Raw genomic sequence first — 26,043 nt, forward strand, 5'->3', positions numbered from 1 at the left:
AAATCCTCCCGGCAAAGGCGGGAGTTTTTCCGTAGGCGCGAAGGTGGCCGGGTACCACCATCGGCTTGCCACTGCGACGATCACTTTCTTCAACGGGAAGCACAACCATGACAACAAGAAACCTACCCAGCACCCCGCGCCCCCTGGCGCTCGCCCTGATGCTGGCCGGCGGCCTGGCGCTGAGCCAGGCCGCGTTCGCCAAGCCGGTCACCTGGGAAGACATTGCCAACGACCACACCACCACCAGCAACGTGCTGCAGTACGGCATGGGTACCAACGCCCAGCGCTGGAGCCCGCTGGCTCAGGTCAACGCCGACAACGTGTTCAAGCTGGCCCCGGCCTGGAGCTACTCCTTCGGCGACGAGAAGCAGCGTGGCCAGGAGTCGCAGGCCATCATCCACGACGGTGTGGTCTACGTGACCGGCTCCTACTCGCGCGTGTTCGCTCTCGACGCCAAGACCGGCAAGCGCCTGTGGACCTACAGCCATCGCCTGCCCGACGACATCCGCCCGTGCTGCGACGTGGTCAACCGCGGCGCCGCCATCTATGGCGACAAGATCTACTTCGGCACCCTCGACGCCCGCATCGTGGCGCTGAACAAGGACACCGGCAAGGTGGTCTGGAACAAGAAATTCGGCGATCACTCCGCCGGCTACACCATGACCGGCGCGCCGACCATCGTGAAGGATCAGAAAAGCGGCAAGGTGCTGCTGATCCACGGCAGCTCCGGTGACGAGTTCGGCGTGGTCGGCAAGCTGTTCGCCCGCGCCCCGGATAGCGGTGAGGAAGTCTGGATGCGCCCCTTCGTCGAGGGCCACATGGGCCGCCTGAACGGCAAGGACAGCACCCCGACCGGCGACGTCAAAGCGCCGAGTTGGCCGGACGATCCCAACCACCCCACCGGCAAAAAGGAAGCCTGGAGCCAGGGCGGCGGCGCGCCGTGGCAGAGCGCCAGTTTCGATGCCGAAACCAACACCATCATCATCGGCGCCGGCAACCCGGCCCCTTGGAATGGCTGGGCGCGCACCAGCGACGGCGGCGATCCCAAGGACTACGACAGCCTGTACACCTCCGGCCAGGTTGGCGTCGACCCGACCACCGGCGAAGTGAAGTGGTTCTACCAGCACACCCCGAACGATGCCTGGGACTTCTCCGGCAACAACGAGCTGGTGCTGTTCGACTACAAGGACAAGGACGGCAAGGTCACCAAGGCCACCGCCCACGCTGACCGCAACGGCTTCTTCTACGTGGTCGACCGCGCCAACGGCAAGCTGAAGAACGCCTTCCCCTTCGTCGACAAGATCACCTGGGCCAGCCATATCGATCTGGAAACCGGTCGCCCGGTCGAGAACGAAGGCCAGCGCCCGCCGAAACCCAAGGCCGGCGAAACCAAGGGCCAGGTGGTCGAGGTCTCCCCGCCCTTCCTCGGTGGCAAGAACTGGAACCCCATGGCCTACAGCCAGGACACCGGCCTGTTCTACGTACCGGCCAACCACTGGAAGGAGGACTACTGGGCCGAAGAGGCGCATTACAAGAAAGGCTCTGCCTACTTGGGCATGGGCTTTCGCATCAAGCGCCTGTACGACGACCACGTCGGCATCCTGCGCGCCATGAACCCCACCACCGGCAAGGTCGCCTGGGAACACAAGGAGCGTCTGCCGCTGTGGGCCGGCGTGCTGGCCACCAAGGGCAATCTGGTGTTCACCGGCACCGGCGACGGCTACTTCAAGGCCTTCGACGCCAAGAACGGCAAGGAGCTGTGGAAGTTCCAGGTCGGCACCGGAATCATCTCTCCGCCCATTACCTGGGAACAGGACGGTGAGCAGTACATCGGCGTGACCGCCGGCTACGGCGGCGCCGTGCCGCTGTGGGGCGGCGACATGGCCGACCTGACCAAACCGGTGGCCCAGGGCGGTTCCTTCTGGGTGTTCAAGCTGCCGAGCTGGGACAAGGCCAGCGCCAAGCGCTGAAGGCTCAACGTATGGCGCACCGTAGGGTGCGCCATGCGCACCAGCTTTTCGCGTTCCCTTCTCGCCGTCTGCGCGGCTCTATTGGTGCGCACGGCGCACCCTACCCATTGCCGCAGAAGCGGCTGAGCGGCATTCCGCTTAGGCCGCGCAGCGCATCAGGCAATCAACCCGAGGACTCGTCATGAACTACCTGCCCCTGCTTATCCCGGTCGTGCTGCTGGTACTCGGCAGCCATGCCATCGGCGCCGAGAACGACGGCGTGCCGCAGATCGACGGTTGCCGCATCGAACCCGACAGCCAATGCCCCAACGCCAACCTGCGTGGCGCCGACCTGCGCAACCTCGACATGCGCCGCATGGACCTGTCCGGGGCCGATCTGTCCGGCGCGGACCTGCGCCACACCAACCTCGATCTGGCCAATCTGGAGAAGGCCAAGCTGCGCGGCGCCAACCTCACCCGCGCCAGCCTGCAACAGAGCAACCTGCGCCTGGCCGATCTGTCCGGCGCCAGCCTGGTGGCCATCAGCGGCTGGGGCCTGTTCGCCCAGGCCGCCGAGTTCGAAGGCGCCGACATGCGCGCCGCCAATCTGGAATTCGCCCGCCTCTCCGGGGCCAGGCTGCATAACGTGCAGCTGCAGGCGGCCAATCTGGAGATGACCTGGCTGAGCAAGGCCGACCTCAAGGGCGCACATCTTGAGGATGCCAACCTGCAGGAAGTGAAGCTGGCCGGCTCCAACCTGGAGAACGCCAACCTCAGCGGCGCCCGCACCCGCTTCGGCAATTTTCAGGACGCCAACATGCCCGGCTGTGTGCAATGCCCCAAGGGTTGGGACTGACTCTCCACGAGCACCTGGCACACCACAGCGCGTAGGGTGGGCTTCAGCCCACCAATAGCGGGCACGGCTAGTCGCCATCACTACCCTGGCGGCTCGCCCCGCCCCACGCGAAGCCCGCGCTGCATTCGGCGCGCCTGACCTTGCCACCACCCGCCGTGGCGCAAAACAGTCTGAACCATGCCCCGCACGGGCGATCCCTGATTAGGAACAGTCAGATCGAGGGCGGCGTACTGTCGCCGATCACCGACCCAAGAGGGATCTGCCGTGACCACCGCAGTTCAGAGCACCTATCGAGACACCCCGAACCCCTTGCATGCCACCCTGCTCGCCGGACAGGTGCCGCTGTTTCTCGGCGCCCTGCTGAGCGACATCGCCTACTTTCGCAGCTACCAGATCCAGTGGAGCAACTTCGCCTCCTGGCTGATTGTCGGCGGCCTGGTGTTCGGCGGCCTGGCCCTGCTGTTCGCCCTGGCCGGGCTGTTTCGCGGCGCCTCCGCGGGGCGCCATCCGCAAGCCTACTTCCTGCTGTTGCTGACGACCTGGGTGCTGGCGTTCGTCAATGCGCTGGAGCATGCCAAGGACGCCTGGGCCGTCATGCCCTGGGGCCTGGCTCTGTCGGTGATCGTGGCCGTGCTGGCCTGCGCCGCCACCTGGGTCGGTCTCGCCCAACCCCGCCATGGAGGTGCACGATGAAAGGCACAAACGCACTGCTTGCCCTGCCGCTGGCGCTGGGCCTGGCCGCCTGTGGCGACAACGAGCAGCAGAACGGACAGTTCTACGGCCCCCAGCCCCCGCTGCCCGAGCCGGAACGCGGCGTGCTGCCGAGCATGACCATCGCCGAACCGACCCCCTGGGGCGACGAGCAACCGACGGTGCCGCAAGGCTTTCGCATCACCGCCATCGCCACCGACCTGAAGATTCCTCGGCAGACCCTGGTGCTGCCCAACGGCGACATCCTGGTAGCCGAGGGCCGCGGCGGCAATGCTCCCAAGCTCAAGCCCAAGGACGTGATCGCTGATGTGATCAAGGCGCGCGGCACCACCTCGGTGGAAAGCGGCAATCGCCTGACCCTGCTGCGCGATGCCGATGGCGACGGCAGCTACGAGCTGCAGACGGTATTCGCCGAAGACCTCAACGCCCCCTACGGGCTGGCCCTGCACGAGGGCAATCTCTACGTGGCCAATCAGGACGAACTGGTGCGCTTCGACTACGAGGAAGGTCAGACCGAAGCCAGCGGCCCGCCGAGCAAGGTCGCCGACCTGCCATCGGAGATCAATCACCACTGGACCAAGGCGCTGACCATCAGCGAAGACGGCCGCTACCTGTACGTCGGCATCGGCTCCAACAGCAACATCACCGAGCGCGGCATGGAGGCGGAAGTCGACCGCGCCCTGGTCTGGCAGGTGGACGCCGAAACCGGTGCCTACAAGCCCTACGCCACCGGCCTGCGCAACCCCACCGCGCTGGCCATTCAGCCCGGCACCGGCACTCTGTGGGCAGTGGTCAACGAGCGCGACGAGATGGGCGAAGACCTGGTGCCCGACTACCTGACCTCGGTGCAGGAAGGCGGCTTCTACGGCTGGCCCTACAGCTACTTCGGCCAGCACGTCGACCCGCGGGTGAAACCGCAGGACCCGGACAAGGTCGCCGCCGCCATCGAACCGGACTACGCCCTGGGCGCGCATGTCGCCGCCCTGGGCCTGGACTTCTCCAGCGACGTAATGGGCGAGCAATATGCCGACGGCGTATTTATCGGCGAGCACGGCAGCTGGAACCGCAAGAACCCGGTGGGCTACAAGGTGATCTTCGTGCCCTTCGAGAACGGCCGCCCTGCAGGCAAACCCATCGATTTCGTCACCGGCTTTCGCAATGAGGACGGCAAGACCCGCGGCCGCCCGGTGGGCGTGACGGTCGATCCGCGTGGCGCGCTGATCGTGGCGGATGATCTGGCGAATACGGTTTGGCGGGTGGTGCGCGAAGGCGGCGAGTAAGCCTGTATGTGGCTCCTACGCTCTGCGTGGGAGCCAGCCTGCGACGCTCTGCTTCGCGAGCGAACAAAACACAGCGGCGACACGGAGCATCGAGGGCTGCGCTCCCACGCAGAGCGCGGGACGATCAAGCACTCCGTCAGATCAGGCACTCTCCAACCCCACCCTTACCACCCCACTATCGATCGCCAGGTGCACCAACTCCGCCTGCGAGGCGATCTGCAGTTTGCTCTTCACCAGGGTCTGGTAGTTGGACAGGGTCTTGGCGCTGATGCATAGCTTCTCGGCGATCTGCCTAGGTGGCAGGCCGCGGGCAAGCATGACGAATATCTCGAACTCGCGCTGGGTCAGCTCGCGCAGGCGTGGGTCGAGGCCGTCGCTGCCTGCGGGGTTGCAGGCCAGCTGGGTGGCCAGTGGCTGTTCGATATAGGCGCGGCCGGCGGCGGTGCGTTTGACCGCCTCCACCAGCACTTCCGGTGACGAGTTCTTGGTCAGGTAGCCAATGGCGCCGGCGTCCAGCGCCTGGCGTACCAGGGGCAGTTCGTCGTGCATGCTGAAGAACATCACGCGCAGTTGTGGCAGGCGCTGGCGCAGGCGGCGGGTGGCTTCCAGACCGCTGATGCCGGGCAGGCCGATATCCATGATTACCAGGTTGGGTATCTCTTCCTGCACCCGCTGCAGGGCCTGTTCGCCGTCGCAAGCCTCGCGCAGCTGCACCTCCGGCAACAGGGCGCGCAGCAGGCTGGCGTAGCCCTGGCGCACCACGGCGTGGTCATCTACCAGCAGAATCTTCATGACTTCGCCTCCAGGGGAATGTTCAGGCACAGCACCCAGCCCACTTGCGGGCGGCTGTGCAGGCGCAGCTCGCCGCCGAGGCTGCGGCTGCGTTCGCGCATCGAGCGCAGGCCGATTCCGGGGCGCAGCGGTAATGCGGTGCCCTGACCGTTATCGCGCACCAGCAGGCGCAGGCCCTGGCCGCGGCGTTGCAGGCGAATGCGCACTTCACTGGCGTCGGCATGACGGGCCACGTTGGTCAGCGCCTCCTGCACCAGACGATAGAGGTGCGCCTTGCTCGCCAGCGGCAGCTCCGGCAATCGCTCGCCCAGTTGCAGACGGCAGCGAATGCCTTGCGCCTGCTGCCAGTCAGCGGTCAGTTGCTGCAGGGCCGGGCCCAGTTCCAGGCGCTCCAGCACCACCGGGTAGAGGTCACGGATCAGGCTGCGAAAGCCCTGCTGCAGGCGTTCGCAGTTGTCGTCGAGCAGGCGCGCGGTGTCCTGCACCTGCTGCGGCCGGTCGGCGATTACCCTGAGCAGGCAGGCCTGGGCGCGAATGCCGCTGAGGTACTGGCCGAGGTCGTCATGCAGGGTCTGGCCGAGACGCGCACGCTCGCGCTCCTGCAACTCCAGCAGTGCCTGGGTCAGCTCGGCGTTGTCCGCCTGCACCTGCTGCAAGGTGGTGGCCATGGCGTTGAAATGCCCGGCCAGGCGCTGCGCCTCGGCCAGGCCGTGGTTGGGCAGGCGCGTATCGAAGTGGCCGGCGCCGACCTGGCGCAGGCCGGCCAGCAGCTCGTCGAGCACACGCAGGCCGCGGCGCACGGCGAAGCGAATGGTCAACAGGCTCAGGGCCAGGGCGAAGGCGCTGAGCAGCAACAGTTGCAGCAGCGAATCCTGGATCTCCTCGATCTCGTCATAGGGATCGAGGGCGATGCGCAGTTCGCGACCGTCACCCAGCGGCCAGACATCGGCCGCCAGCAGGCTCGGGTCCAGCAGCTGTCGGGCGATCCAGCGCTGCAGGCCGGTGCCGGGCTGCGCGTGGATGTCTTCACCGGGCCGCAGCCAACTGACGCGGATATGTCGCAGGTTGTCGGTCAGCTCCGGGCGCAGGCTGGCGGGTCGGGTACGAGCCACCTCCCCCAGGTATTCGACCACCGCCTCGGCGGCCAGCAGTTCACGGCGCACATCCTCGCTGGCCTGGCGCAGCAGCAGCGCCAGCCCGAGCAGGGTCACCAGCGCGAACAGCAGGCTGACGCCGAGGTTGATGCGGCCGAGGGCAGTCATCTACTTGACCACGAAATGACCGAGCATGCCCTTGCCTTCCAGGCCCTTGGCGTAGAAGCGGAACTTGCCCGGCTTGACCGGCAGGAAGAAGATTTCCGCCTCGCCGGCATCCTCGAACTCCAGCTCGGTCAGGGTCACTGCCTTGATCTCCACGCCGCCGGCCTCGACCTTGCGCAGGTAGATGGCGGTGGCGAATTCCGGGGCCTGGAAGGCGTACTCCTTCTGCCCGGTGGAGATGATCTTGAGCTGGTAGGCCTGGCCGGTCTCCAGCTGGTACTCGCGCTGCGACATGGCGTAGTCGCTTTCCTCGCTGCCCAGCACCAGATCGGGCAAGGCGACCGGACGGCGAGTCAGGTCACCGGCGGCATGCAGGCTGTCGACGCCGAGCAGGCTGAGGATCAGCAGCAGCGGCAAGGTCAGGGCTTTGATGATGCGCATGGGGGTTCACCTTTTGTTCTTATTGGCCTGGTGACTATGCTAGGGAGCGGACGACCGTTGCGGTCTACTACCTTGGTACGGCCCCGCTGGTACTTTGGGCATATTTCCCAAGGCGGGGGCTGTTCCTATGCTGGGGCCATCCGAACGGGAGCCGCTCCATGCGCCAGATTCGCCAGTCCGCCCTGCTAGTTCTCGCCCTGCTCTGCGCCGGCGTCGCCTGTGCCAGCGAGCTGCAGGTGCGCATCGGCTACCTGGCCCACCTGCCGCCGCGCGGGCCGCTGCTGTCCAATGTCATCCCCGAGCCGCTGGACGCCGGCCGCCGCGGCGCCGAGCTGGCGATTGCCGACAGCAACAGCACCGGGCGTTTTCTCAAGCAGAGCTACAGCCTGGAGAGTGCCGAGAGCGACGACGCCGAAGCCGTGCTTGCTGCCGCCGATGCCCTGCATGTCCAGGGCATTCGCCTGTTCGTGATCAACGCCCCCGCCGCTACCCTGCGCCAGCTCAGCCAGCGCCTGCCCGACAGCCTGCTGCTCAACGCCGGCAGCGCCGACGACAGCCTGCGCCGCGAACAATGCCTGGGCAACGTGCTGCACACCCTGCCCAGCCGCGCCATGCTGACCGACGCCCTGGCGCAGTTTCTCGCCGTGCGCAAATGGACGCGCTGGCTGCTGGTGACCGGCAACACCGAGGACGACCTCGCCTACGCCGAGGCGCTCAAGCGCGCGGCCAAGCGCTTCGGCCACAAGATCGTCGCGGAAAAACCCTGGAGCTTCGACAACGACCAGCGCCGCAGCGCCCAGGCGGAGATGCCGCTGTTCACCCAGAGCGCCGAGTACGACGTGGTGCTGGTGGCCGACGAACGCGGCGACTTCGGCGAGTACCTGCCCTATAACACCTGGTACCCGCGCCCGGTGGCCGGCACCCAGGGCCTGACCCCGACCGCCTGGCACAAGACGGTGGAAACCTTCGGCGCCGCGCAGTTGCAGAAGCGCTTCGAGGAGCTGGCCGGGCGCTGGATGAACGACCGCGACTTCGCCGCCTGGATGGCCGTACGCAGCATCGCCACTGCCGTGACCAAGCTACGCGCCGCCGACTCGCAGGCCATCCGCCACCTGCTGCTGAACGAACAACTGCCGCTGGATGGTTTCAAGGGGCGCAAGCTGAGCTTCCGCCCGTGGAACGGCGAGCTGCGCCAACCGATCCCGCTGGTACACCCGCGCGCCCTGGTCAGCACCTCGCCGCAGGACGGTTTTCTGCATCCCAGTAACGAAATGGACAGCCTCGGCTACGACCGGCCTGAGGTGAAGTGCGATCTGGCGGGCAGCGTGAATTGATAGTGCGCCCCGACCGTAGGGTGCGCCGTGCGCACCGGCCATAACACGGCTGCAAACGACCATAACAAGAGGATCAACCCCATGCGCCTTACCCGTCTCGCCTGCGCCGTCGCCTTCGGCCTGGCCTGCCACTCGGCCCTGGCCGCCACTGCCTATGTGTCCAACGAGAAGGACGACAGCATCAGCGTGATCGACCTGGACACGCTGGAGGTCACCGACACCCTGGCCGTCGGCATGCGCCCGCGCGGCCTGCTGCTGTCCTCCGACAACACGCTCTTGTACATCTGCGCCAGCGACTCGGACCGCGTACAGGTGATGGACCTGGCCACGCGCAAGATCATCAAGGAGTTGCCCTCCGGCGCCGACCCCGAGCAATTCGCCCTGCACCCCAACGACCGCTGGCTGTACATCTCCAACGAGGACGATGCCCTGGTCACCGTGGTCGACACCCAGAGCGACGAGGTGCTGGCGCAGATCGAGGTGGGGGTCGAGCCCGAAGGCATGGCGGTGAGCCCGGACGGCAAGTGGGCGGTCAATACCAGCGAAACCACCAACATGCTGCACTGGATCGACACCAGCACCCAGCAACTGGTGGACAACACCCTGGTCGACCAGCGCCCTCGCCATGTGGAGTTCGACAAGGACGGCAAGCGCCTGTGGGCCTCGGCCGAGATCGGCGGCACGGTCACGGTGATGGACGTCGACTCGCGCGAGATCCTCAAGGTGCTGCGCTTCGAGATCAAGGGCGTGCACCCGGACAAGGTGCAGCCGGTGGGGGTCAAGCTCAGCGATGACGGCAAGTACGCCTTCGTCGCCCTCGGCCCGGCCAACCATGTGGCGGTAGTGAACGCCAAGACCTTCGAGATTCTCGACTACCTGCTGGTGGGCCGGCGCGTCTGGCACCTGGCCTTCACTCCGGATCAGAAGCGCCTGCTGACCACCAACGGCGTCAGTGGCGATGTCTCTGTGATCGATGTCGATGCGCTCAAGGTGACCAAGTCGATCAAGGTCGGCCGCTACCCCTGGGGCGTGGTGGTGACGCCATGAACGCCCTCGAGGTACGCGGCGTCAGCTTCGCCTACGGGGCGCGCCAGGCGTTGACCGGTCTGGACTTCGAGCTCAGCGCCGGGCGCTTCGCCGCCCTGCTCGGGCCCAACGGCGCCGGCAAGTCCACCCTGATCGCCCTGCTCACCCGCCTGTATGACCTGCAGCAGGGCGATATCCGCATCTTCGGCCACAGCCTGGCCGGCGAGCCGCGCCAGGCGCTGCGCCAGCTCGGCGTGGTGTTCCAGCAGAGCACGCTGGATCTGGACCTCTCGGTGCAGCAGAACCTCGCCTACCACGCCGCCCTGCATGGCATGCCGCGTCGCGAGGCGCAGGCGCGTATCGACGAGGAACTCGAGCGCCAGGACCTCGGTGAACGCCGGCACGAGAAGGTACGCACGCTCAATGGCGGACATCGCCGCCGCGTGGAAATCGCCCGCGCCCTGCTGCACCAGCCGCGCCTGCTGCTGCTCGACGAGGCCAGCGCCGGGCTCGACCCTGCCAGTCGCCTGGCGCTGGGCCGGCATGTACGCAACCTGTGCCGCGAGCAGGGCCTGAGCGTGCTGTGGACCACCCATCTGCTGGACGAGATCGAGCCTGGCGACGAGCTGCTGATCCTGCATCGCGGCGAGCGCGTGGCCCGCGGCAAGGCCGCCGCTTTCGGCGACGACCTGGCCACCAGCTTCGCCCGCCTGACCGGCGACGAGGCCCTCGGCCGCGGCTACGTGCGCGAGGCGATCAGGCCGAAACGTGCCGACGACAGCAGCGATACGGTCTCGGTGCGCGCGGCGCACCCTACGCGGGAGGCACGCCCATGAGCGCCTACTGGTATTGCCTGCGCGGCATCGTGCTGCGCGAATGGCTACGCTTCGTCCTGCAGCGCTCGCGCTTTCTCAGCGCTCTGGTGCGGCCGCTGCTGTGGCTGCTGGTATTCGCTGCCGGCTTTCGCGCCGCACTGGGCATCGCCATCATCGAGCCGTACGACACCTACATCACCTACGACACCTATATCGTGCCGGGTCTGACCTGCATGATCCTGCTGTTCAACGGCATGCAGGGCTCGCTGTCGATGGTCTACGACCGCGAGATGGGCAGCATGCGCGTGCTGCTCACCAGCCCGCTGCCACGCGCCTTCCTGCTCGCCGCCAAGCTGCTGGCCACCGCGCTGATCTCGCTGCTGCAGGTCTATGCCTTCCTCGCCATCGCCTGGGTTTACGGCGTGCAACCGCCGGCCTGGGGCCTGCTCGCCGCGCTGCCGGCGCTGCTCCTGGTGGCGCTGCTGCTCAGTGCCCTGGGCCTGCTGCTGTCCAACGGCATCCGCCAGTTGGAGAACTTCGCCGGGGTGATGAATTTCGTCATCTTCCCGCTGTTCTTCCTCTCGTCCGCGCTCTACCCGCTGTGGAAGATGCGCGAGTCCAGCGAATGGCTGTACTGGCTGTGCGCGCTCAACCCCTTCACCCATGCGGTGGAGCTGGTGCGCAACGCCCTGTACCTGCGCCTGCACCTCGATGCGCTGCTGATCTGCGCCGGCCTGACCCTGCTCTTCGCCGTGCTCGCCGTGGTCAGCTTCAACCCGCAGCACGCGGCGCTGCGCAAGGCGGGTTGAACGGCCATCTGGCCGCTCGCCATTACGACTTCTACTACTTTGGTACTGCTTTTCCTCTCCAACGTAGAATTCCCAAGCCTGCGACCATGGCCTGTAATACCGCTACAACAATAAGTAGAGACCTCGCCATGAAGTACCGTCTGCCCCTGCGCGCAGGCCTGATGTTCGTCTCGCTGCTGCTGGTCTGCGCCGTGCAGTCAGAAGAGCTTTTCGATGCCGAAGGCTATCGCAGCAGCCAATACCGCAGCCCGACGCCGAGCAGCCTGGACGGCGTGCAAACCCTGGACACCCCCGCCCTGCAACAGCTCCTGGCCGAGCGCCCGGAAACACGCCTGATCGACGTCTACCGGCGCACCTGGCTGAACGAGCGATTCATCGACGACGAGCCCCACGCCAACCTGCCCGGCAGCCTGTGGCTGGCCAACACCGGCAACGGCAATCTCGCGGCGCCATGGCAACGCTACCTGGCTCATTACCTGCACCAGGTCAGCGGCGGCGACCTGCGCCACCCCTTCGTCTTCTACTGCCGCTCCGACTGCTGGCTGAGCTGGAACGCCGCACGCCGCGCCCATGCGCTGGGTTATCGCCAGCTGTACTGGTATCGTGACGGCATCGACGCCTGGCAACAGGCCGGCCTGCCGTTGGTGCCCGCTCAGCCAGCCGAACTGCCTGGCGCTTTCCTCACCCCCAACGCCGCACCATAATCACAACAACGAGGTGAAAGGCCATGTACAAGATTCTGATTGCCGACGACCACCCGCTGTTTCGCGAAGCCATCCACAACGTCATCGCTGACGGCTTCCCCGGCAGCGAGATCATGGAAACCGCCGACCTGGACAGCGCCCTGGAGCTGACCCAGCAGCACGACGATCTCGACCTGATCCTGCTCGACCTGAACATGCCCGGCATGCACGGCCTGGGCGGGTTGATGAACCTGCGCAACGAAGCGCCGACCATCCCGGTGGTGATCGTCTCGGCCGAGCAGGACAAGCAGATCGTGCTGCAGGCCATCACCTATGGGGCGGTGGGCTTCATCACCAAATCCTCGCCACGGACGCAGATGACCGATGCCATCGCGCAGATACTCGACGGCAACGTCTACCTGCCGCCCGACATCATCCGCTCGCAGAAAAGCGGCAGCTCGCGCCCGCACCACGACACCCACAGCATTCCGCCGGAGCTGCTGCAGGCGCTGACGCGCAAGCAGCTGCTGGTGCTCGAACGCATGACCAAGGGCGAGTCCAACAAGCAGATCGCCTACAGCCTGGATATCGCCGAAACCACGGTAAAGGCCCACGTCTCGGCCATCCTGCGCAAGCTCAACGTGCACAACCGCGTACAGGCCATTCTCTCGGCCGGCGATATCGACTTCGCCGCCTACCTGCGCCGCTGAGCCGCGTGGTAAAACGGCGGCTTTGCGCCACGGAGTCGCCCGCATGCTTATCCGCCCCTTCCAGCCCGCCGATGAGGCTGCCGTCGTCGAGCTCTGGCAACGCTGCGACCTGACCCGCCCCTGGAACGACCCGCACAAGGACATTCAGCGCAAGCTCAAGGTGCAACCCGAGCTGTTTCTGGTGGGTGAAATCGACGGCCAACTGGTGGCCTCGGCGATGGCCGGTTACGAAGGCCATCGTGGCTGGGTCAACTACCTGGCGGTATGCCCGGAGCAGCGCCAGCGGGGCCTGGCGCGCCAGTTGATGGCCCATATCGAAGAGCAGCTGCTGGCCATGGGTTGCCCCAAGCTCAGCCTGCAGGTACGCGACAGCAACACCGCGGCCCTGGCCTTCTACGAGCGGCTCGGCTACAAGGTGGACGCCTCGGTAAGCCTGGGCAAGCGCCTGATTGCGGATGATTGAAGGCAGCGGCCGACACAAATCGCAGGAATGAAAAAAGCCCCGACGCTTACGCCTCGGGGCTTTTTTACAACCTGATCAATCAGCGATTGGCGGCGCTGCGGCCCGGCTTCTTCTTGGTCTGCAGCAGGTGCGAGAACACCGCGTGCAGATCGTCCGAGGCGCTTTCCTCGTCCAGGTTGAGCTTGCTGTCGATGTGATCCATGTGGTGCATCATCAGGTGCACCGCACGCTCGGCATCGCGCGCCTCGATGGCGTCGATCAACTGATTGTGTTCGTCGTAGGAGCAATGCGAGCGGCTGCCGCTTTCATACTGGGCGATGATCAGCGAGGTCTGCGACACCAGGCTGCGCTGGAAACTCACCAGCGGCGCATTGCGCGCGGCCTCGGCCAGCTTCAGGTGGAACTCGCCGGACAGACGGATGCCGGCACCACGATCACCGCGGGAGAAGCTGTCCTGCTCGTCCTTGACCATCTGCCGAAGCTCGGCCAGCTGCTCGGCGGTGGCATGCTCGACGGCCAGCTCGGTGATGGCCCGCTCGACCAGGCGACGCGCATAGAAGATCTGCCGGGCTTCTTCGACACTGGGACTGGCCACCACCGCACCGCGGTTCGGGCGCAGCAGTACCACACCCTCGTGGGCCAGGCGCGACAGGGCGCGGCGAATGATGGTGCGGCTGACGCCGAAGATCTCGCCCAGCGCCTCTTCGCTCAGCTTGGTGCCGGGCGCCAGGCGCTGCTCGAGAATGGCATCGAAAATGTGGGCATATACGACATCGTCCTGAGTCCCGCTGCGGCTGCTTTTGCCCGCACGCGGCTGCTTCTTCAGTGGCTGCAATTGATCGTTCATTCTGGCTCGCGTCAATGAGAGTCGGCGACACTGCGACTCTACTGTGTTCTACCCGGTAGCTGACAAGCTCCGAGCGAAAAAACATCAGAAAAAAATTCGAGCAATTGTACACAGGTCAATCAGCCACTACACCTGACGTCATAGCTGCCCAAAGGCGCAGACTGCCTTCGGCTGAGCGCAGCGCGTCAAATCCTTTCTTTATATATAGACCCCTGCCTCAGTTCATTAGCAGCTAAGGGCGTCCTACGGCCGGCAGATGGCCGCCGAGGCAGCCAAAGACTCCTTGCCAGCCATGAGCTTATCTAATTGTTTTTAAAGACTTTTAATTTCAAGGCCTGGTGGATTGTCGCCAAATCCGGTCGCACGCATGCCCGACCCGTCAACTGGTGCGATTAATGCAACATTAAAAACATTAATTGCATTTTTTGTATACAACATCATAATCGCGCCTGAGTGACTTCTTGACCGCTCGGTCAACAACTTAGCCAGGAAGCACCGCCGAAACACCGCCTGCCTCAGAGAGCATTGTTCTTGCGCAACGCTCTGGGCGGTACACAACAAGAGAGATGAGGAGTACCCGCTGTGGAAAGCGTCAAACAAGAACAACACGCGAATCAACTGGCAAGGGGCGGCCTGCTCGACCGCTTCTTCAAACTGACCGAGCACCGCACCACCATAAAGACCGAGCTGCTGGCGGGCCTGACGACCTTCGTCACCATGGCCTACATCATCTTCGTCAACCCCAACATCATGGCCGGCGCTGGTATCGACCATGGCGCCGCCTTCGTCGCCACCTGCATCGGCGCAGCCCTGGGCTGCTTCCTGATGGGCCTGTATGCCAACTGGCCGGTGGGCCTGGCGCCGGGCATGGGCCTGAACGCCTTCTTCACCTACACCGTCGTCGGTGAAATGGGTTACAGCTGGCAGATCGCACTGGGCGCGGTGTTCATCTCCGGCGTGCTGTTCATGATCATGAGCCTGTCGAAGATTCGCGAATGGCTGCTCAACAGCATCCCGATGAGCCTGCGCTTCGCCATGGGCGCCGGGGTCGGCCTGTTCCTCGGTCTGATCGGCCTGAAGACCGCCGGCATCGTCGTCGACAGCCCGGCTACCCTGCTGACCATGGGCTCGTTCGGCAATCCTTCTGCGCTGCTCGCCGCCGTGTGCTTCCTGTTGATCGCCGTGCTCAGCCACCGCAACGTGTTCGGCGCCATCCTCTTCAGCATGCTCGGCGTCACTGCCCTGGGTTGGGCCCTGGGCCTGGTGGAATATGGCGGCCTGGTGTCGATGCCACCGAGCCTGGCGCCGACCTTCCTGGCCATGGATATCGCCGGCGCATTCAATGTGGCGATGATCAGCGTGATCCTGGCCTTCCTCTTCGTGAACATGTTCGACACCGCCGGCACCCTGATGGGCGTTGCCCACCGCGCCAACCTGGTGGACGAGGACGGCAAGATCCACAACCTGTCCAAGGCGCTGAAAGCCGACTCCACCTCCAGCGTGGTGGGCGCCATGGTCGGCTGTCCGCCGGTGACCAGCTACGTCGAGAGCGCTTCGGGCGTGGCCGCCGGTGGCCGCACCGGGTTGACCGCCGTCACCGTCGGCATTCTGTTCCTCGCCGCGATGTTCTTCGCCCCGCTGGCCGGCATGATCCCTGCCTATGCCACCGCCGGTGCGCTGATCTACGTGGCGATGCTGATGATGAGCGGCATGGCGCACATCGACTGGAAGGATCACACCGACACCATTCCGGCCATCGTCACGGTGGTGATGATGCCGCTGACCTTCTCCATCGCCAACGGCATCGCCCTGGGCTTCCTTACCTACGCGACGCTGAAGCTGCTGACCGGTCAGCGCGACAAGGTATCGCTGAGCCTGTATGTGCTGTGCGTGATCTTCATCGCCAAGTTCGCCTTCCTCTGAGGGCAACACCCCGTGCTGATCGAAGCCCCGGCCTTGTGCCGGGGCTTTTCGTTTGGTCGCAACGAAAGGCGCGCTCGTCGCAAGCATATCGCCGACCCCGGACTTCATCCGGGCTACGGGGCGCGCGCAGGGTGCGCCACGCGCACCGGATTCAAGGCGCTGCACGGCTCCACGCGGGTTCCGGTGCGCACGGCGCACCCTACACGCAGACGAAAAAAAGCCCGCAGTGTGAGCGGGCGTAAGGACTCGAACGAGTCTGAGGGTGACAAGCATTCGTCTGGCAGGCTGTTGGCCCGCCAGTCAGTCAGCTACCGCGGTAGGTGGAGTAGCTGTAAGGGGAAATCAGGAGCGGCACGTGGTAGTGCTCCTGGCCGGCATCGATGCCGAAGCGCAGTACCACCACATCGAGGAAGGCCGGCTCGGGCAGTTTCACGCCACGGGCACGGTAGTAGTCGCCGGCATGGAAGTGCAGCTGATACACGCCCGTGCGGTAGTCATCGCCCTGCAGCACCGGCGCATCGCAACGGCCGTCGTGGTTGGTGGTCACGCTGTTGATCAGCTCCAGCTGCGCGCCTTCGACGCGATACAGCTCGACCTTGATGTCACTCCCTGGGCAGCCGTGTGCGGCGTCCAGTACATGCGTAGTCAAACGTCCCATGGGTCTCGGATGCTCGTGGCGACCTGCGCCCTACGAACACCACACCTCCTCTACTCTGTTGAAATCGGCTCGTCGCAATGCTCCGACGCAATGGCAGGATAGCACGCAGAGTTAATATAAAACAGTTTGCTCTAAAATTGTACACAATAAATTCGATCAGGATGCCGTCTACGCACCAAAGCGGTTCACTGCTTATTCGATCGCGAGCCAGCAGCTACGCAGCGATCAGCACTCGTTGCTGACCACTCAGGCAATTTTCCCTGCACGCCGTGCAACGAAGAAAATGATGAAAAGTCGATTTACAAACTGCAACTAACTTTGTATACAATTAGCCATCCCGGTCGCGCAGCCATCCATTGCCAGGCGCGCAGTGACCGCCACGATCCAGATAGGAAGACTGCAGTGAATGCTGATTACCCACGCGATTTGATCGGCTACGGCGCCAACCCGCCCCATCCGCACTGGCCGGGCGATGCCCGCATCGCCCTGTCCTTCGTGCTCAACTACGAGGAAGGCGGCGAGCGCAACATCCTCCACGGCGACAAGGAGTCCGAGGCCTTCCTCTCCGAGATGGTCGCCGCCCAGCCGCTACAGGGCCAGCGCAACCTGTGCATGGAGTCGCTGTACGAATACGGCAGCCGCGCCGGTGTCTGGCGCCTGCTCGAGCTGTTCAAGAAGCACGACATTCCCCTGACCATCTTCGCCGTGGCCATGGCCGCCCAGCGTCACCCCGAGGTGATTCGCCAGATGGTCGCCGCCGGCCACGAGATCTGCAGCCACGGTTACCGCTGGATCGACTATCAGAATGTCGACGAAACCACCGAGCGCGAGCACATGCTCGAGGCCATCCGCATCCTCACCGAGCTGACCGGCGAGCGCCCAGTGGGCTGGTATACCGGCCGCCTGGGGCCGAACACCCGGCGCATCGTGCGCGAGGAAGGCGGCTTCCTCTACGACTCCGACACCTACGACGACGACCTGCCCTACTGGGACCCGGCCAGCACCGCGGAGAAGCCGCACCTGGTAATCCCCTACACCCTGGACACCAACGACATGCGCTTCACCCAGGTGCAGGGCTTCAACAAGGGCGACGATTTCTTCGAGTACCTCAAGGATGCCTTCGACGTGCTCTACGCCGAAGGCCAGGCCGGCGCGCCGAAGATGCTGTCGATCGGCATGCACTGCCGCCTGCTCGGCCGCCCGGCGCGTCTGGCCTCGCTGGCGCGCTTCATCGACTACGTGAAAAGCCATGACAAGGTCTGGTGCGCCCGCCGCGTCGACATCGCCAGGCACTGGCACGCCACCCACCCCTTCCGCGCGACCGAATGAGAGAGCCGTCCATGAGCCGTTTCCAGACCCTGACCCCTTCCAAGCTGAGCCGCGAGGAGTTCGTCGCAGCCTTCGCCGACATCTACGAGCACTCGCCCTGGGTGGCCGAGAAGGCTTACGACCTCGGCATGGACGCGTCGGTAGACGAGATCGACGGCCTGCAGCAGCGCATGGCCGACATCCTCCTGTCCGCCAGTCATGAGGCGCAGCTGGCGCTGATCAACGCGCACCCGGACCTGGCCGGTAAGGCTGCAGTGCGTGGCGAGCTGACCGCTTCGAGCACCGCCGAACAGTCCGGCGCCGGCATCCACGAATGCACCGCCGAGGAGTTCGCCCGTTTCACCGAACTCAACGACGCCTATAAGACCAAGTTCGGCTTCCCCTTCATCAAGGCCGTCAAGGGCAGCAACCGCCACCAGATTCTGGCCGCCTTCGAGGAGCGCATTCACAACACGCCGGAGCAGGAGTTCGCCACCGCCCTGGCCGAGATCAACAAGATCGCCCTCTTCCGTCTGCAGCAGCTGTAACGGCTGGCGCAGCCCAACAAACCGAATCGAACAAGTAGAACAGCCATGCGTAGCCTGACCATCGAGCCCCTGAGCAAAGAAGCCTTCGCCCCCTTCGGTGACGTGATCGAAACCGACGGCAGCGACTTCTTCATGATCAACAACGGCTCCACCCGCCGCTATCACAAGCTGGCCACCGTGGAGACCGCGCAGCCGGAGGACAAGGCCATCATCAGCATCTTCAGCGCCGAAGCCCTGGAGATGCCGCTGACCATCCGCATGCTGGAACGCCATCCGCTGGGCAGCCAGGCCTTTATCCCGCTGCTCGGCAACCCCTTTCTGATCGTGGTCGCGCCACTTGGCGATGTACCTGTATCAGGGTCCGTCCGTGCCTTCCTCAGCAATGGCAGGCAGGGCGTCAATTACCATCGCGGCGTCTGGCACCACCCGGTGCTGACGATCGAAAAGCGGGATGACTTCCTGGTGGTTGATCGCAGTGGTTCCGGCAACAACTGCGATGAGCATTTCTTCAATGAGGACGAACTCCTTCTCCTCAACCCCCACCAATAAGAGAAGCCCGGGGCTGGCGTGCCTCCCCCGGGAAAGAGGTACAGATCGTGGAAGCACATTTCACCGAATGGCTAAACCTGGGCATCCGCTGGATCCATATGATCACCGGTATCGCCTGGATCGGCGCATCCTTCTATTTCGTCTGGCTGGAGAACAACCTCAACCGGAGCAACCCACGCGAGGGCCTGTCGGGCGACCTCTGGGCGATTCACGGCGGCGGTATCTACCACCTGGAAAAGTACAAGCTGGCTCCGCCGAAAATGCCGGAGAACCTGCACTGGTTCAAATGGGAGGCCTATGCTACCTGGCTGTCGGGCGTCGCCCTGCTGCTGGTGGTGTACTACCTCAACCCCAGCCTGTACCTGGTCAAGCCGGGCATCGAGCTGTCCCCGGCGATGGGCATCGCCATCGGCCTCGGCTCCATGGCGATCAGCTATGTGATCTACCACTTCCTCTGCGACTCGCCCCTGGGCAAGCGCCCCGCCCTGCTCGGCGCCGTGCTGTTCGTGCTGATCATCGCCGCCGCCTATGGCTTCAGCCAGATCTTCAGCGGCCGCGCGGCGTACATCCATGTCGGCGCGATCATCGGCACCATCATGGTCGGCAACGTGTTCTTCACTATCATGCCGGCCCAGCGTGCGCTGGTTAAGGCCATCGAAGAGAACCGCGAACCCGACCCGGTACTGCCGGCCAAGGGCCTGCTGCGCTCGCGCCACAACAACTACTTCACCCTGCCGGTGCTGTTCATCATGATCAGCAACCACTTCCCGAGCACCTACGGCAGCCAGTACAACTGGCTGATCCTGGCCGGTATCGCGATCCTGGCCGTGCTGGTGCGCCACTACTTCAACACCCGCCACGACAGCAGCAAGTACGTCTGGACCCTGCCGGCCGCAGCACTGGGCATGATCTGCCTGGCCTACGTCACCGCGCCGATCCACCGCTCGCCGACCGCCGCGCCGGTGGCCGCCGTTGAACAGCCGGCCAGCGCTACCCTGGCCAAGGTCGAGGAAGTCGGTGAGGCTCCGGCGACCGCCGAGCAGGCAGCGCCGAGCGAAGCACCGGCAGCCGGCTCGGGCGTCGACTTCGCCAAGGTCGAGAGCGTGATCCACGAGCGCTGCACCGTTTGCCACTCGGCCAGCCCCACCAGCCCGATGTTCAGCACCGCACCGGCCGGTTTCATGCTCGACACCCCTGAGCAGATGAAGGCGCAGGCGGCGAAGATCCATGCGCAGACCGTGGCCACGCAGATCATGCCGCTGGGCAACATCACCCAGATGACCCAGGACGAACGCGACCTGATCGGCAGCTGGATCGCCAAGGGCGCCCAGATCAACTGATTGCCACACATGCCGCGCCCGCGAATGGGCGCGGCATCTTTTTATCCCCGCCCTCCCGGCCTCCTCCTACCGAGGCGCCGCCTGCAACACCTCCCCCCATGAACCGCCGGCAGCGAAAGCTGACCGGCGGTTCATTTTTTGTGCACAATCCAAAAATAAATTGTTTTTAACCCTGTCCACAAATTGTTATAGTCGAAATATTCTGACCGACCAGACAGCTTTGCAGGTCGATCAGTTCAGAGGTGCCGTGAAGCCTCGTGCAAGCCCATGACCGTATAAAAACAACTGGCAGGCTATGACATGACCACAGACAGCAACACCCAAGCCCCCGCTGCGCCCTCCGGCAATAGCGACCTGATCTACCAGCTGGACGACACGCCAGCGTTCGCCCCAGCCATCTTCGCGGCGCTGCAGCATGTGCTGGCCAGCTTCGTCGGCATCATCACCCCCACCCTGATCGTCGGCAGCGCGCTGGGCCTCGGCGCCCACGTGCCGTATCTGGTGAGCATGGCGCTGTTCGTCTCCGGCCTCGGCACCTTCGTTCAGGCCAAGCGCATCGGCCCGATCGGCTCCGGCCTGCTGTGCCTGCAGGGCACCAGCTTCGGCTTTCTCAGCGTGATCCTAAGCGCCGGTTTCATCGTCAAGGGGCGCGGTGCCAGCGAGGAGGAGATACTCGCCACGCTGTTCGGCATCTGCTTCTGCGCCGCCTTCGTCGAGATCGTCTTCAGCCAGTTCATCAACAAGCTGCGCAAGGTGATCACCCCGGTGGTCACCGGCACCATCATCTGCCTGATGGGCCTGTCGCTGATCAAGGTGGGCATGACCGATCTGGCCGGCGGCTACGGCGCAGCGGATCTCGGCGCCCTGCACCACCTGGCCCTCGGCGGCCTGGTACTGGGCACCATCGTCCTGCTCAACCGCGCCTCCTCGCAGGTGTTGCGCCTGTCGGCGGTGATCATCGGGCTGGCCCTGGGCTTCGCGGTGGCTTGGTTCACCGGCCGGGTGGACTTCGCCAACATGGCCGAGGTGCCGCTGATCAGCGTGCCGCAGCCTTTCAAGTACGGCTTCGGCTTCGACTGGATCGCCTTCGTGCCGATCGCCGTGATCTTCCTGATCACCCCGCTGGAAACCGCCGGCGACCTGACCGCCAACTCGATCATCTCCAAACAGCCGGTCAAGGGGCCGCTGTACATGCGCCGGATCAAGTCCGGGGTGCTGGCCGACGGCTGCAACTCGGCGGTCGCCGCCATGTTCAACAGCCTGCCGATGACCACCTTCAGCCAGAACAACGGGGTTATCCAGCTCACCGGCGTGGCCAGCCGTCACGTGGCCTTCTACATCGCCGGCATCCTGGTGCTGCTCGGCCTGTTCCCGGCAGTCGGCGCGGTGCTGCAACTGATGCCCAAGCCGGTACTGGGCGGCGCCACCCTGATCATGTTCGGCACCGTTGCGGTGGCCGGTATCAAGATCCTCAGCGAAGCCGGCCTGCACCGCCGCAACGTGCTGATCGTGGCCATCTCGCTGGGCATGGGCCTGGGCGTGGCCGGCGTGCCGGACGTGCTGTCGCACATGCCCGACGTGCTGAAGAACATCTTCGGCTCGCCCATCACCATCGGCGCCTTCAGTGCCATTCTGCTGAACATCTTCCTGCCCGATGAAGCTCACGAAGTGGAGGAAGACGACTACGATCCCGAAGCGCACCTGCACACCGTGCTGCAGAACCGCGAGGACGACGATCACATCGACGACAGCAGCCTGAAGACCCTGAGCCGCGACCTGGCCACCACCACGCGCTCCGGCTGATCCCCTTTTACCCTTACCCCTCCCGGTGCTGCGCCGCCGGGAGTTGTCCGCTTGCACGCCAACAATAAGGAAAACCCATGAAACTCAAGCATCTGCCTCACTGCTTCGCGCTCTCTGCCGGCCTGCTCGCCGGCCAGCAGGCCCTCGCCGGCGACCTGCTGTACTGGCAGGACAACAGCCTGTCCTACCTGTATGGCGAGAACTTCCAGCGCATGAACTTCAATGGCGAGGAGCAGCGCACTCAGACCACCTTCACCTTCGAACACGCCAGCGGCTGGGTCTGGGGCGACGTCTTCTATTTCCTCGACTACATCCGCGCCGACAACGTGCAGTCGCGCGGCAGCTTCGACAACGGCACCTTCCGCCAGCATGAAAAGAACTCCTTCTACTACATGGAATTCTCCCCGCGCATCAGCCTGAGCTGGCTGACCGGGCAGAAGCTGGCTGCCGGTCCGATCAAGGACATCTACGCCGCCTTCACCTACGAGAAAGGCGAAGGTGGTCCCGGCCCGGAGAACTACCTGTACGGCGTCGGCCTGGACTGGGAGATCCCCGGCTTCAACTACTTCAAGACCAATCTTTACCGGGTCAAGATCAACAACCACACCTTCTTCAACGATGCCGACAGCAACGGCTACGCCACCCAGCTGACCGTCAGCGCCGCGTACCCCTTCAGCCTGGGCGATCAGGATTTCGTCGTCGACGGCTTCGTCGACTGGCGCTCGCCGTCGCGCGATGCCGGCACCCAGACCTCGGTGGGCTCCTCGATCCAGGTCAAGTGGGACGCCGGCAAGGCCCTGTTCGGCAAAGAGCGCCAGCTCTACGTCGGCACCGAGATCAACATGTGGCGCGCCAAGTACGGCGTGAAACCGGTGGATGGTTCGGGCGATCGCTTCGACCAGACAGCTGTGCAGGCACTGGTCAAGTACCACTTCTGACCACTGCCGCAACGTACTTGGCCGACGTCGGGTAGGGACGGCGGCCGGGTAAAAAGGGGGATGGGCGTTCGCGCCCTTCCCCCTTTTTCTTTGCACCGAAAGATGGGCGGTGCACACGGCCATCTACCTCGGGCCGCAGGGTGCGCCGTGCGCACCGCCTTTATCAAACCGGCTTGAATCGCCGCACCAACCCGGCGCTTCGCAATCAGGCAGGCACCGCATCGGTGCAGAATCAGGCCACCTATCCGGCTTTTTCATCAACGACTTGCAAGCACGCAACTGACCGCAAGGTCAAGTTTTTGATCACAATATTTCTATTTTTTGTGTGCAATTTATCCGAAAGCCATATTCATCAACGAATTTTCTGTGTACAAGACAAACAGGTTCCTACCGAAACACTGTTGAAATGGCTGTATACACAGATTCAGTCATGACACGAATACAAAATCGGAACGAAACCTGCAGACAAACCTCCTCATACGCCGTCGCGGCGCAAGAACAAAACTGGGAGCTGTCCATGTCCAACGCCGAAGATTTCCGCATCAAGCACATCGATACCTCGCTGCACAACGAGGATCTCGCCCCCCTGGCTCCCGAGAAACGTACCTGGGGCTGGTTCGAGATCTTCAACGTCTGGTCGAACGACATTCAGAGTCTGTTCGGCTATACCCTGGCGGCGACGCTGTTCATCTCCTACGGGCTCAATGGCTGGGCGGTGCTGGCCGGCATCGTCCTCGCCGGCTTCATCGTCATGGGCCTGGTACAGCTGACCGGCAAACCCAGCGTCAAGTACGGCATTCCCTTCCCGGTGTTCGCCCGCGCCAGCATGGGTGTGCGCGGCGCCAACTTCCCCGCCCTGGTACGCGGTATCGTCGCCATCTTCTGGTACGGCGTGCAGACCTACTTCGCCTCCACCGCGGTGGCGCTGCTGCTCAACTCGCTGCTGCAACCGCAGGACCCGGCCGTATACATGGGCCTGACCGCCATCGGCTGGCTGTCCTACGTGATCGTCTGCCTGTTCCAGGTGGCGTTGTTCGTCTGCGGCATGAGCTGGATCACCCGCTTCCTCAACTGGGCCGGGCCGCTGGTCTATGTGGTGATGATCGCGCTGATGGGCCTGATCTGGTACAAGGCCGGCCCCAGCCTGCTCAGCGAGCTGGGCAACATCTTCAGTGGCACCGGTGAATACAAGGCCGGCCCGGTGGCTGCCTTCTTCGCGGTGGTCGGCACCATGGTCGCCTACTTCGCCGCGGTGGTGATCAACTACGGCGACTTCGCACGCTTCGTCAAAAGCGAGAAGCAGATGACCATCGGCAACTTCCTCGGCCTGCCGGTGAGCCTGGCGTTCTTCTCGCTGATCGCCCTGGTGATCACCGCGGGTACCGTGGTGGTGTTCGGCGAGACGCTGACCAACCCCACCGACATCGTCGCGCGCGTCGATAACCTGACCCTGACCATCATCGCCGCGCTGACCTTCTTCGCCGCGACCGTGGGCATCAACCTGGTGGCCAACTTCATCCCGCCGGCCTACGACCTGGCCAACCTAGCCCCGGCACATATCAGCGCGCGCACTGGCGGCTTCATCACCGCCGGCATCGCCTTCTTCATCGGCGCGCTGTGGGTCGCCTTCATCAGCAACGTCGGCATCGCCGCCTTCGTCGATACCCTCGGCGCCGTGCTGGCGCCGCTGTACGGCATCATCGTCGTCGACTATTACCTGGTGCGCCGGCGCAAGCTCGACCTGCAGCAGCTGTTCAGCGCTGAAGTCGGCTCGGCCTACTACTTCGACGGCGGCTGGAACCGCAAGGCGCTGATCGCCTTTGCCATCGCCTCGGTGTTCTCCGTCGCCTCGGTCTGGGCGCCCGTTCTGACCCAGCTGTCGGGCTATTCCTGGCTGCTTGGCGCCCTGCTCGGCGCGCTACTGCACTATGGCCTGATGCGCGGCCAGGCGCAGGCGCTAAAGCGCGCCGACGCCACCGTCTAACAGGCTGTTGAAAAACTACCTGCGTTGCCATTGCTGCGTTAAAAACAGGCTCAAAATGCTCATTTACAGCTCGTAAAGTCGAGCGCGACTCCGACCGTTTTTCGCCTGTTTTTGCGGGGCCGCCATCGGTATTGCACTGGCTATCTCGCCTACGTTTTTCAACGGCCTGCTAAGCCCTTATCGAGTGGACGAAGCCGGCGCCTGCGCGCCGGCTTTGGCTTTTTGGCGCTCGAAATAGTCCACTTTCCATTGCTCCAGGCCGAGGTAGTCGCTATCGAGATTGGCCTCTACGCGATGACTCGCCTTGAGCGCCGCCACCTGTGCCGAGCGCTCGACGAGAAAGCGATCGAAACGGGCGATCAGCTGCGGATGACGCAGGCTCGACAGGTGGAAGCTGCCGCGGGTGTGCGGCAGCTTGGGGTCGAACACCAGCGCACCGGGCCGTGCGCGGATGTTGTCCAGATAATGCGTGGCCACCACCACGTTGAAGTAGGCGCCATCGGTGTCCTGCTTCAACGCCTGACGGATCATCTGGCGCAGATCGTCGCTGTAGCTCAGCTGGATCTGCCCGCTGTCGATGGCTTGCTCGTAACCGCGCGGCGTCCAGCCCTGGACCATGGCCAGACGACCGAGCCTCTCCACTGCCTGCCCCTTTCGCTGCGGTGCCACCAGCACGCCGTCGACGTAATCGACCACGGCCTGACTGTAGTGCAGCGTCATGCCGGCCTTCTGCGCGCCGGCCCAATGCGGGCTGTCGGGGTACTTGAGATCGATCTCGCCACGCTGCAGGGCCGGCAGCAACTGATCCACGGGTAGCGCCTTGTAGCTCAGGCCGACACCGCTGTCGGCGGCGAAGGCATCCAGCACTTCTCGGGCAAAACCACGGTACTGGCCCTCGCCATCGAGGCTGTAGTGCGGCGCGAACGGCAACTCCTCGACGCCGACCACGTAGGTCTGCGCCAGGGCAGCAGGCGTCAGCAAAAGGGTGGAAAACAGGCACAGACGAACGGGCTTCAT

At 64.3% G+C, this 26,043-nt stretch carries 25 protein-coding genes; 19 read left to right on the forward strand and 6 right to left on the reverse strand.

Features of this window, described 5'->3' with window-relative positions:
* Nucleotides 1-107: 107 nt before the first annotated feature.
* The 4 genes from exaA to L1F06_RS14585 all read left to right on the forward strand — a co-directional run bounded on the left by exaA (nucleotide 108) and on the right by L1F06_RS14585 (nucleotide 4,796).
* Nucleotides 108-1,970, forward strand: a complete 1,863-nt coding sequence (exaA, locus tag L1F06_RS14570; protein WP_129482224.1) for a quinoprotein ethanol dehydrogenase — start codon at nucleotides 108-110, stop codon at nucleotides 1,968-1,970.
* A 181-nt stretch (nucleotides 1,971-2,151) separates the two neighbouring features.
* On the forward strand, nucleotides 2,152-2,805 hold the full coding sequence (locus L1F06_RS14575; RefSeq protein WP_129482223.1) for a pentapeptide repeat-containing protein: 654 nt from the start codon (nucleotides 2,152-2,154) through the stop codon (nucleotides 2,803-2,805).
* 264 nt (nucleotides 2,806-3,069) lie between these two features.
* Complete coding sequence (locus L1F06_RS14580; protein WP_003243346.1) at nucleotides 3,070-3,498, forward strand: DUF2231 domain-containing protein; 429 nt, start codon at nucleotides 3,070-3,072, stop codon at nucleotides 3,496-3,498.
* The gene (locus tag L1F06_RS14585; RefSeq protein WP_129482222.1) at nucleotides 3,495-4,796 is read left to right on the forward strand and encodes a PQQ-dependent sugar dehydrogenase; all 1,302 of its coding nucleotides are present in this window, start codon (nucleotides 3,495-3,497) and stop codon (nucleotides 4,794-4,796) included. Before L1F06_RS14580 ends, L1F06_RS14585 begins: the two co-directional genes overlap by 4 nt.
* 141 nt (nucleotides 4,797-4,937) lie before the next feature.
* On the opposite strand, the gene L1F06_RS14590 is transcribed toward L1F06_RS14585, so the two are convergent.
* The 3 genes from L1F06_RS14590 to L1F06_RS14600 are packed head-to-tail and all read right to left on the reverse strand — an operon-like array spanning nucleotide 4,938 to nucleotide 7,288.
* Nucleotides 4,938-5,588 (reverse strand): response regulator transcription factor, encoded by a 651-nt coding sequence (locus tag L1F06_RS14590; RefSeq protein WP_129482221.1) that lies wholly within the window; start codon nucleotides 5,586-5,588, stop codon nucleotides 4,938-4,940.
* Entirely contained in the window at nucleotides 5,585-6,850 is a 1,266-nt protein-coding gene (locus L1F06_RS14595; RefSeq protein WP_129482220.1) for a HAMP domain-containing sensor histidine kinase, read from the reverse strand. The genes L1F06_RS14590 and L1F06_RS14595 overlap by 4 nt, the downstream gene beginning before the upstream one ends.
* Nucleotides 6,851-7,288, reverse strand: coding sequence for a cupredoxin domain-containing protein (locus L1F06_RS14600; RefSeq protein WP_096826263.1), 438 nt, complete (start codon nucleotides 7,286-7,288; stop codon nucleotides 6,851-6,853).
* 158 nt (nucleotides 7,289-7,446) lie between these two features.
* Between L1F06_RS14600 and L1F06_RS14605 the strand changes: the two genes are divergently transcribed.
* From L1F06_RS14605 to L1F06_RS14635, 7 genes are all read left to right on the forward strand, one after another.
* Entirely contained in the window at nucleotides 7,447-8,622 is a 1,176-nt protein-coding gene (locus L1F06_RS14605; protein WP_129482219.1) for an ABC transporter substrate-binding protein, read from the forward strand.
* 81 nt (nucleotides 8,623-8,703) lie between these two features.
* A complete protein-coding gene (locus tag L1F06_RS14610) occupies nucleotides 8,704-9,669 on the forward strand; it encodes a YVTN family beta-propeller repeat protein (protein ID WP_003243336.1) in 966 nt (321 codons plus the stop codon).
* On the forward strand, nucleotides 9,666-10,484 hold the full coding sequence (locus L1F06_RS14615) for an ABC transporter ATP-binding protein (RefSeq protein WP_129482218.1): 819 nt from the start codon (nucleotides 9,666-9,668) through the stop codon (nucleotides 10,482-10,484). The genes L1F06_RS14610 and L1F06_RS14615 overlap by 4 nt, the downstream gene beginning before the upstream one ends.
* Nucleotides 10,481-11,272 carry an ABC transporter permease gene (locus tag L1F06_RS14620; protein ID WP_003243332.1) on the forward strand — a complete coding sequence of 264 codons (792 nt, stop codon included), beginning with the start codon at nucleotides 10,481-10,483 and terminating at the stop codon, nucleotides 11,270-11,272. Before L1F06_RS14615 ends, L1F06_RS14620 begins: the two co-directional genes overlap by 4 nt.
* 128 nt (nucleotides 11,273-11,400) lie before the next feature.
* Entirely contained in the window at nucleotides 11,401-11,976 is a 576-nt protein-coding gene (locus L1F06_RS14625) for a PQQ-dependent catabolism-associated CXXCW motif protein (RefSeq protein WP_129482217.1), read from the forward strand.
* A 23-nt stretch (nucleotides 11,977-11,999) separates the two neighbouring features.
* Entirely contained in the window at nucleotides 12,000-12,665 is a 666-nt protein-coding gene (locus L1F06_RS14630; protein ID WP_012018401.1) for a response regulator transcription factor, read from the forward strand.
* 43 nt (nucleotides 12,666-12,708) lie between these two features.
* Nucleotides 12,709-13,128 (forward strand): GNAT family acetyltransferase, encoded by a 420-nt coding sequence (locus L1F06_RS14635; protein ID WP_012018400.1) that lies wholly within the window; start codon nucleotides 12,709-12,711, stop codon nucleotides 13,126-13,128.
* Nucleotides 13,129-13,207: 79 nt separating this feature from the next.
* Here L1F06_RS14635 and L1F06_RS14640 read toward each other — a convergent pair whose 3' ends face one another.
* Nucleotides 13,208-13,975 (reverse strand): GntR family transcriptional regulator, encoded by a 768-nt coding sequence (locus L1F06_RS14640; protein ID WP_003243324.1) that lies wholly within the window; start codon nucleotides 13,973-13,975, stop codon nucleotides 13,208-13,210.
* 582 nt (nucleotides 13,976-14,557) lie between these two features.
* On the opposite strand from L1F06_RS14640, the gene L1F06_RS14645 reads away from it, so the two are divergent.
* The gene (locus tag L1F06_RS14645; protein WP_003243322.1) at nucleotides 14,558-15,898 is read left to right on the forward strand and encodes an NCS2 family permease; all 1,341 of its coding nucleotides are present in this window, start codon (nucleotides 14,558-14,560) and stop codon (nucleotides 15,896-15,898) included.
* Between the two features lie 304 nt (nucleotides 15,899-16,202).
* Here L1F06_RS14645 and uraH read toward each other — a convergent pair whose 3' ends face one another.
* Nucleotides 16,203-16,556, reverse strand: a complete 354-nt coding sequence (uraH, locus tag L1F06_RS14650; protein WP_003243320.1) for a hydroxyisourate hydrolase — start codon at nucleotides 16,554-16,556, stop codon at nucleotides 16,203-16,205.
* A gap of 402 nt (nucleotides 16,557-16,958) precedes the next feature.
* Here uraH and puuE point away from each other — a divergent pair, with 402 nt between their 5' ends.
* The 7 genes from puuE (at nucleotide 16,959) to L1F06_RS14685 (ending at nucleotide 25,026) form a co-directional block, all read left to right on the forward strand.
* Entirely contained in the window at nucleotides 16,959-17,885 is a 927-nt protein-coding gene (gene puuE, locus L1F06_RS14655; RefSeq protein WP_129482216.1) for an allantoinase PuuE, read from the forward strand.
* Nucleotides 17,886-17,896: 11 nt separating this feature from the next.
* Nucleotides 17,897-18,412: a 2-oxo-4-hydroxy-4-carboxy-5-ureidoimidazoline decarboxylase gene (uraD, locus tag L1F06_RS14660; RefSeq protein WP_129482215.1), complete on the forward strand. Its 516-nt coding sequence runs from the start codon at nucleotides 17,897-17,899 to the stop codon at nucleotides 18,410-18,412.
* Between the two features lie 45 nt (nucleotides 18,413-18,457).
* Nucleotides 18,458-18,961: an ureidoglycolate lyase gene (locus tag L1F06_RS14665; RefSeq protein ID WP_024307764.1), complete on the forward strand. Its 504-nt coding sequence runs from the start codon at nucleotides 18,458-18,460 to the stop codon at nucleotides 18,959-18,961.
* A gap of 47 nt (nucleotides 18,962-19,008) precedes the next feature.
* Nucleotides 19,009-20,301, forward strand: a complete 1,293-nt coding sequence (locus L1F06_RS14670) for a urate hydroxylase PuuD (protein WP_129482214.1) — start codon at nucleotides 19,009-19,011, stop codon at nucleotides 20,299-20,301.
* A gap of 300 nt (nucleotides 20,302-20,601) precedes the next feature.
* On the forward strand, nucleotides 20,602-22,104 hold the full coding sequence (locus L1F06_RS14675) for a nucleobase:cation symporter-2 family protein (protein ID WP_012018976.1): 1,503 nt from the start codon (nucleotides 20,602-20,604) through the stop codon (nucleotides 22,102-22,104).
* Nucleotides 22,105-22,181: 77 nt separating this feature from the next.
* Complete coding sequence (locus tag L1F06_RS14680; RefSeq protein ID WP_012018977.1) at nucleotides 22,182-23,042, forward strand: outer membrane protein OmpK; 861 nt, start codon at nucleotides 22,182-22,184, stop codon at nucleotides 23,040-23,042.
* Nucleotides 23,043-23,559: 517 nt separating this feature from the next.
* Complete coding sequence (locus L1F06_RS14685; RefSeq protein WP_003243307.1) at nucleotides 23,560-25,026, forward strand: NCS1 family nucleobase:cation symporter-1; 1,467 nt, start codon at nucleotides 23,560-23,562, stop codon at nucleotides 25,024-25,026.
* Between the two features lie 177 nt (nucleotides 25,027-25,203).
* On the opposite strand, the gene L1F06_RS14690 is transcribed toward L1F06_RS14685, so the two are convergent.
* Nucleotides 25,204-26,043, reverse strand: a complete 840-nt coding sequence (locus L1F06_RS14690) for a substrate-binding periplasmic protein (RefSeq protein WP_012018979.1) — start codon at nucleotides 26,041-26,043, stop codon at nucleotides 25,204-25,206.

It is taken from the genome of Pseudomonas hydrolytica (genome assembly GCF_021495345.1).
GTDB classification, from domain to species: Bacteria; Pseudomonadota; Gammaproteobacteria; order Pseudomonadales; family Pseudomonadaceae; genus Aquipseudomonas; species Aquipseudomonas hydrolytica.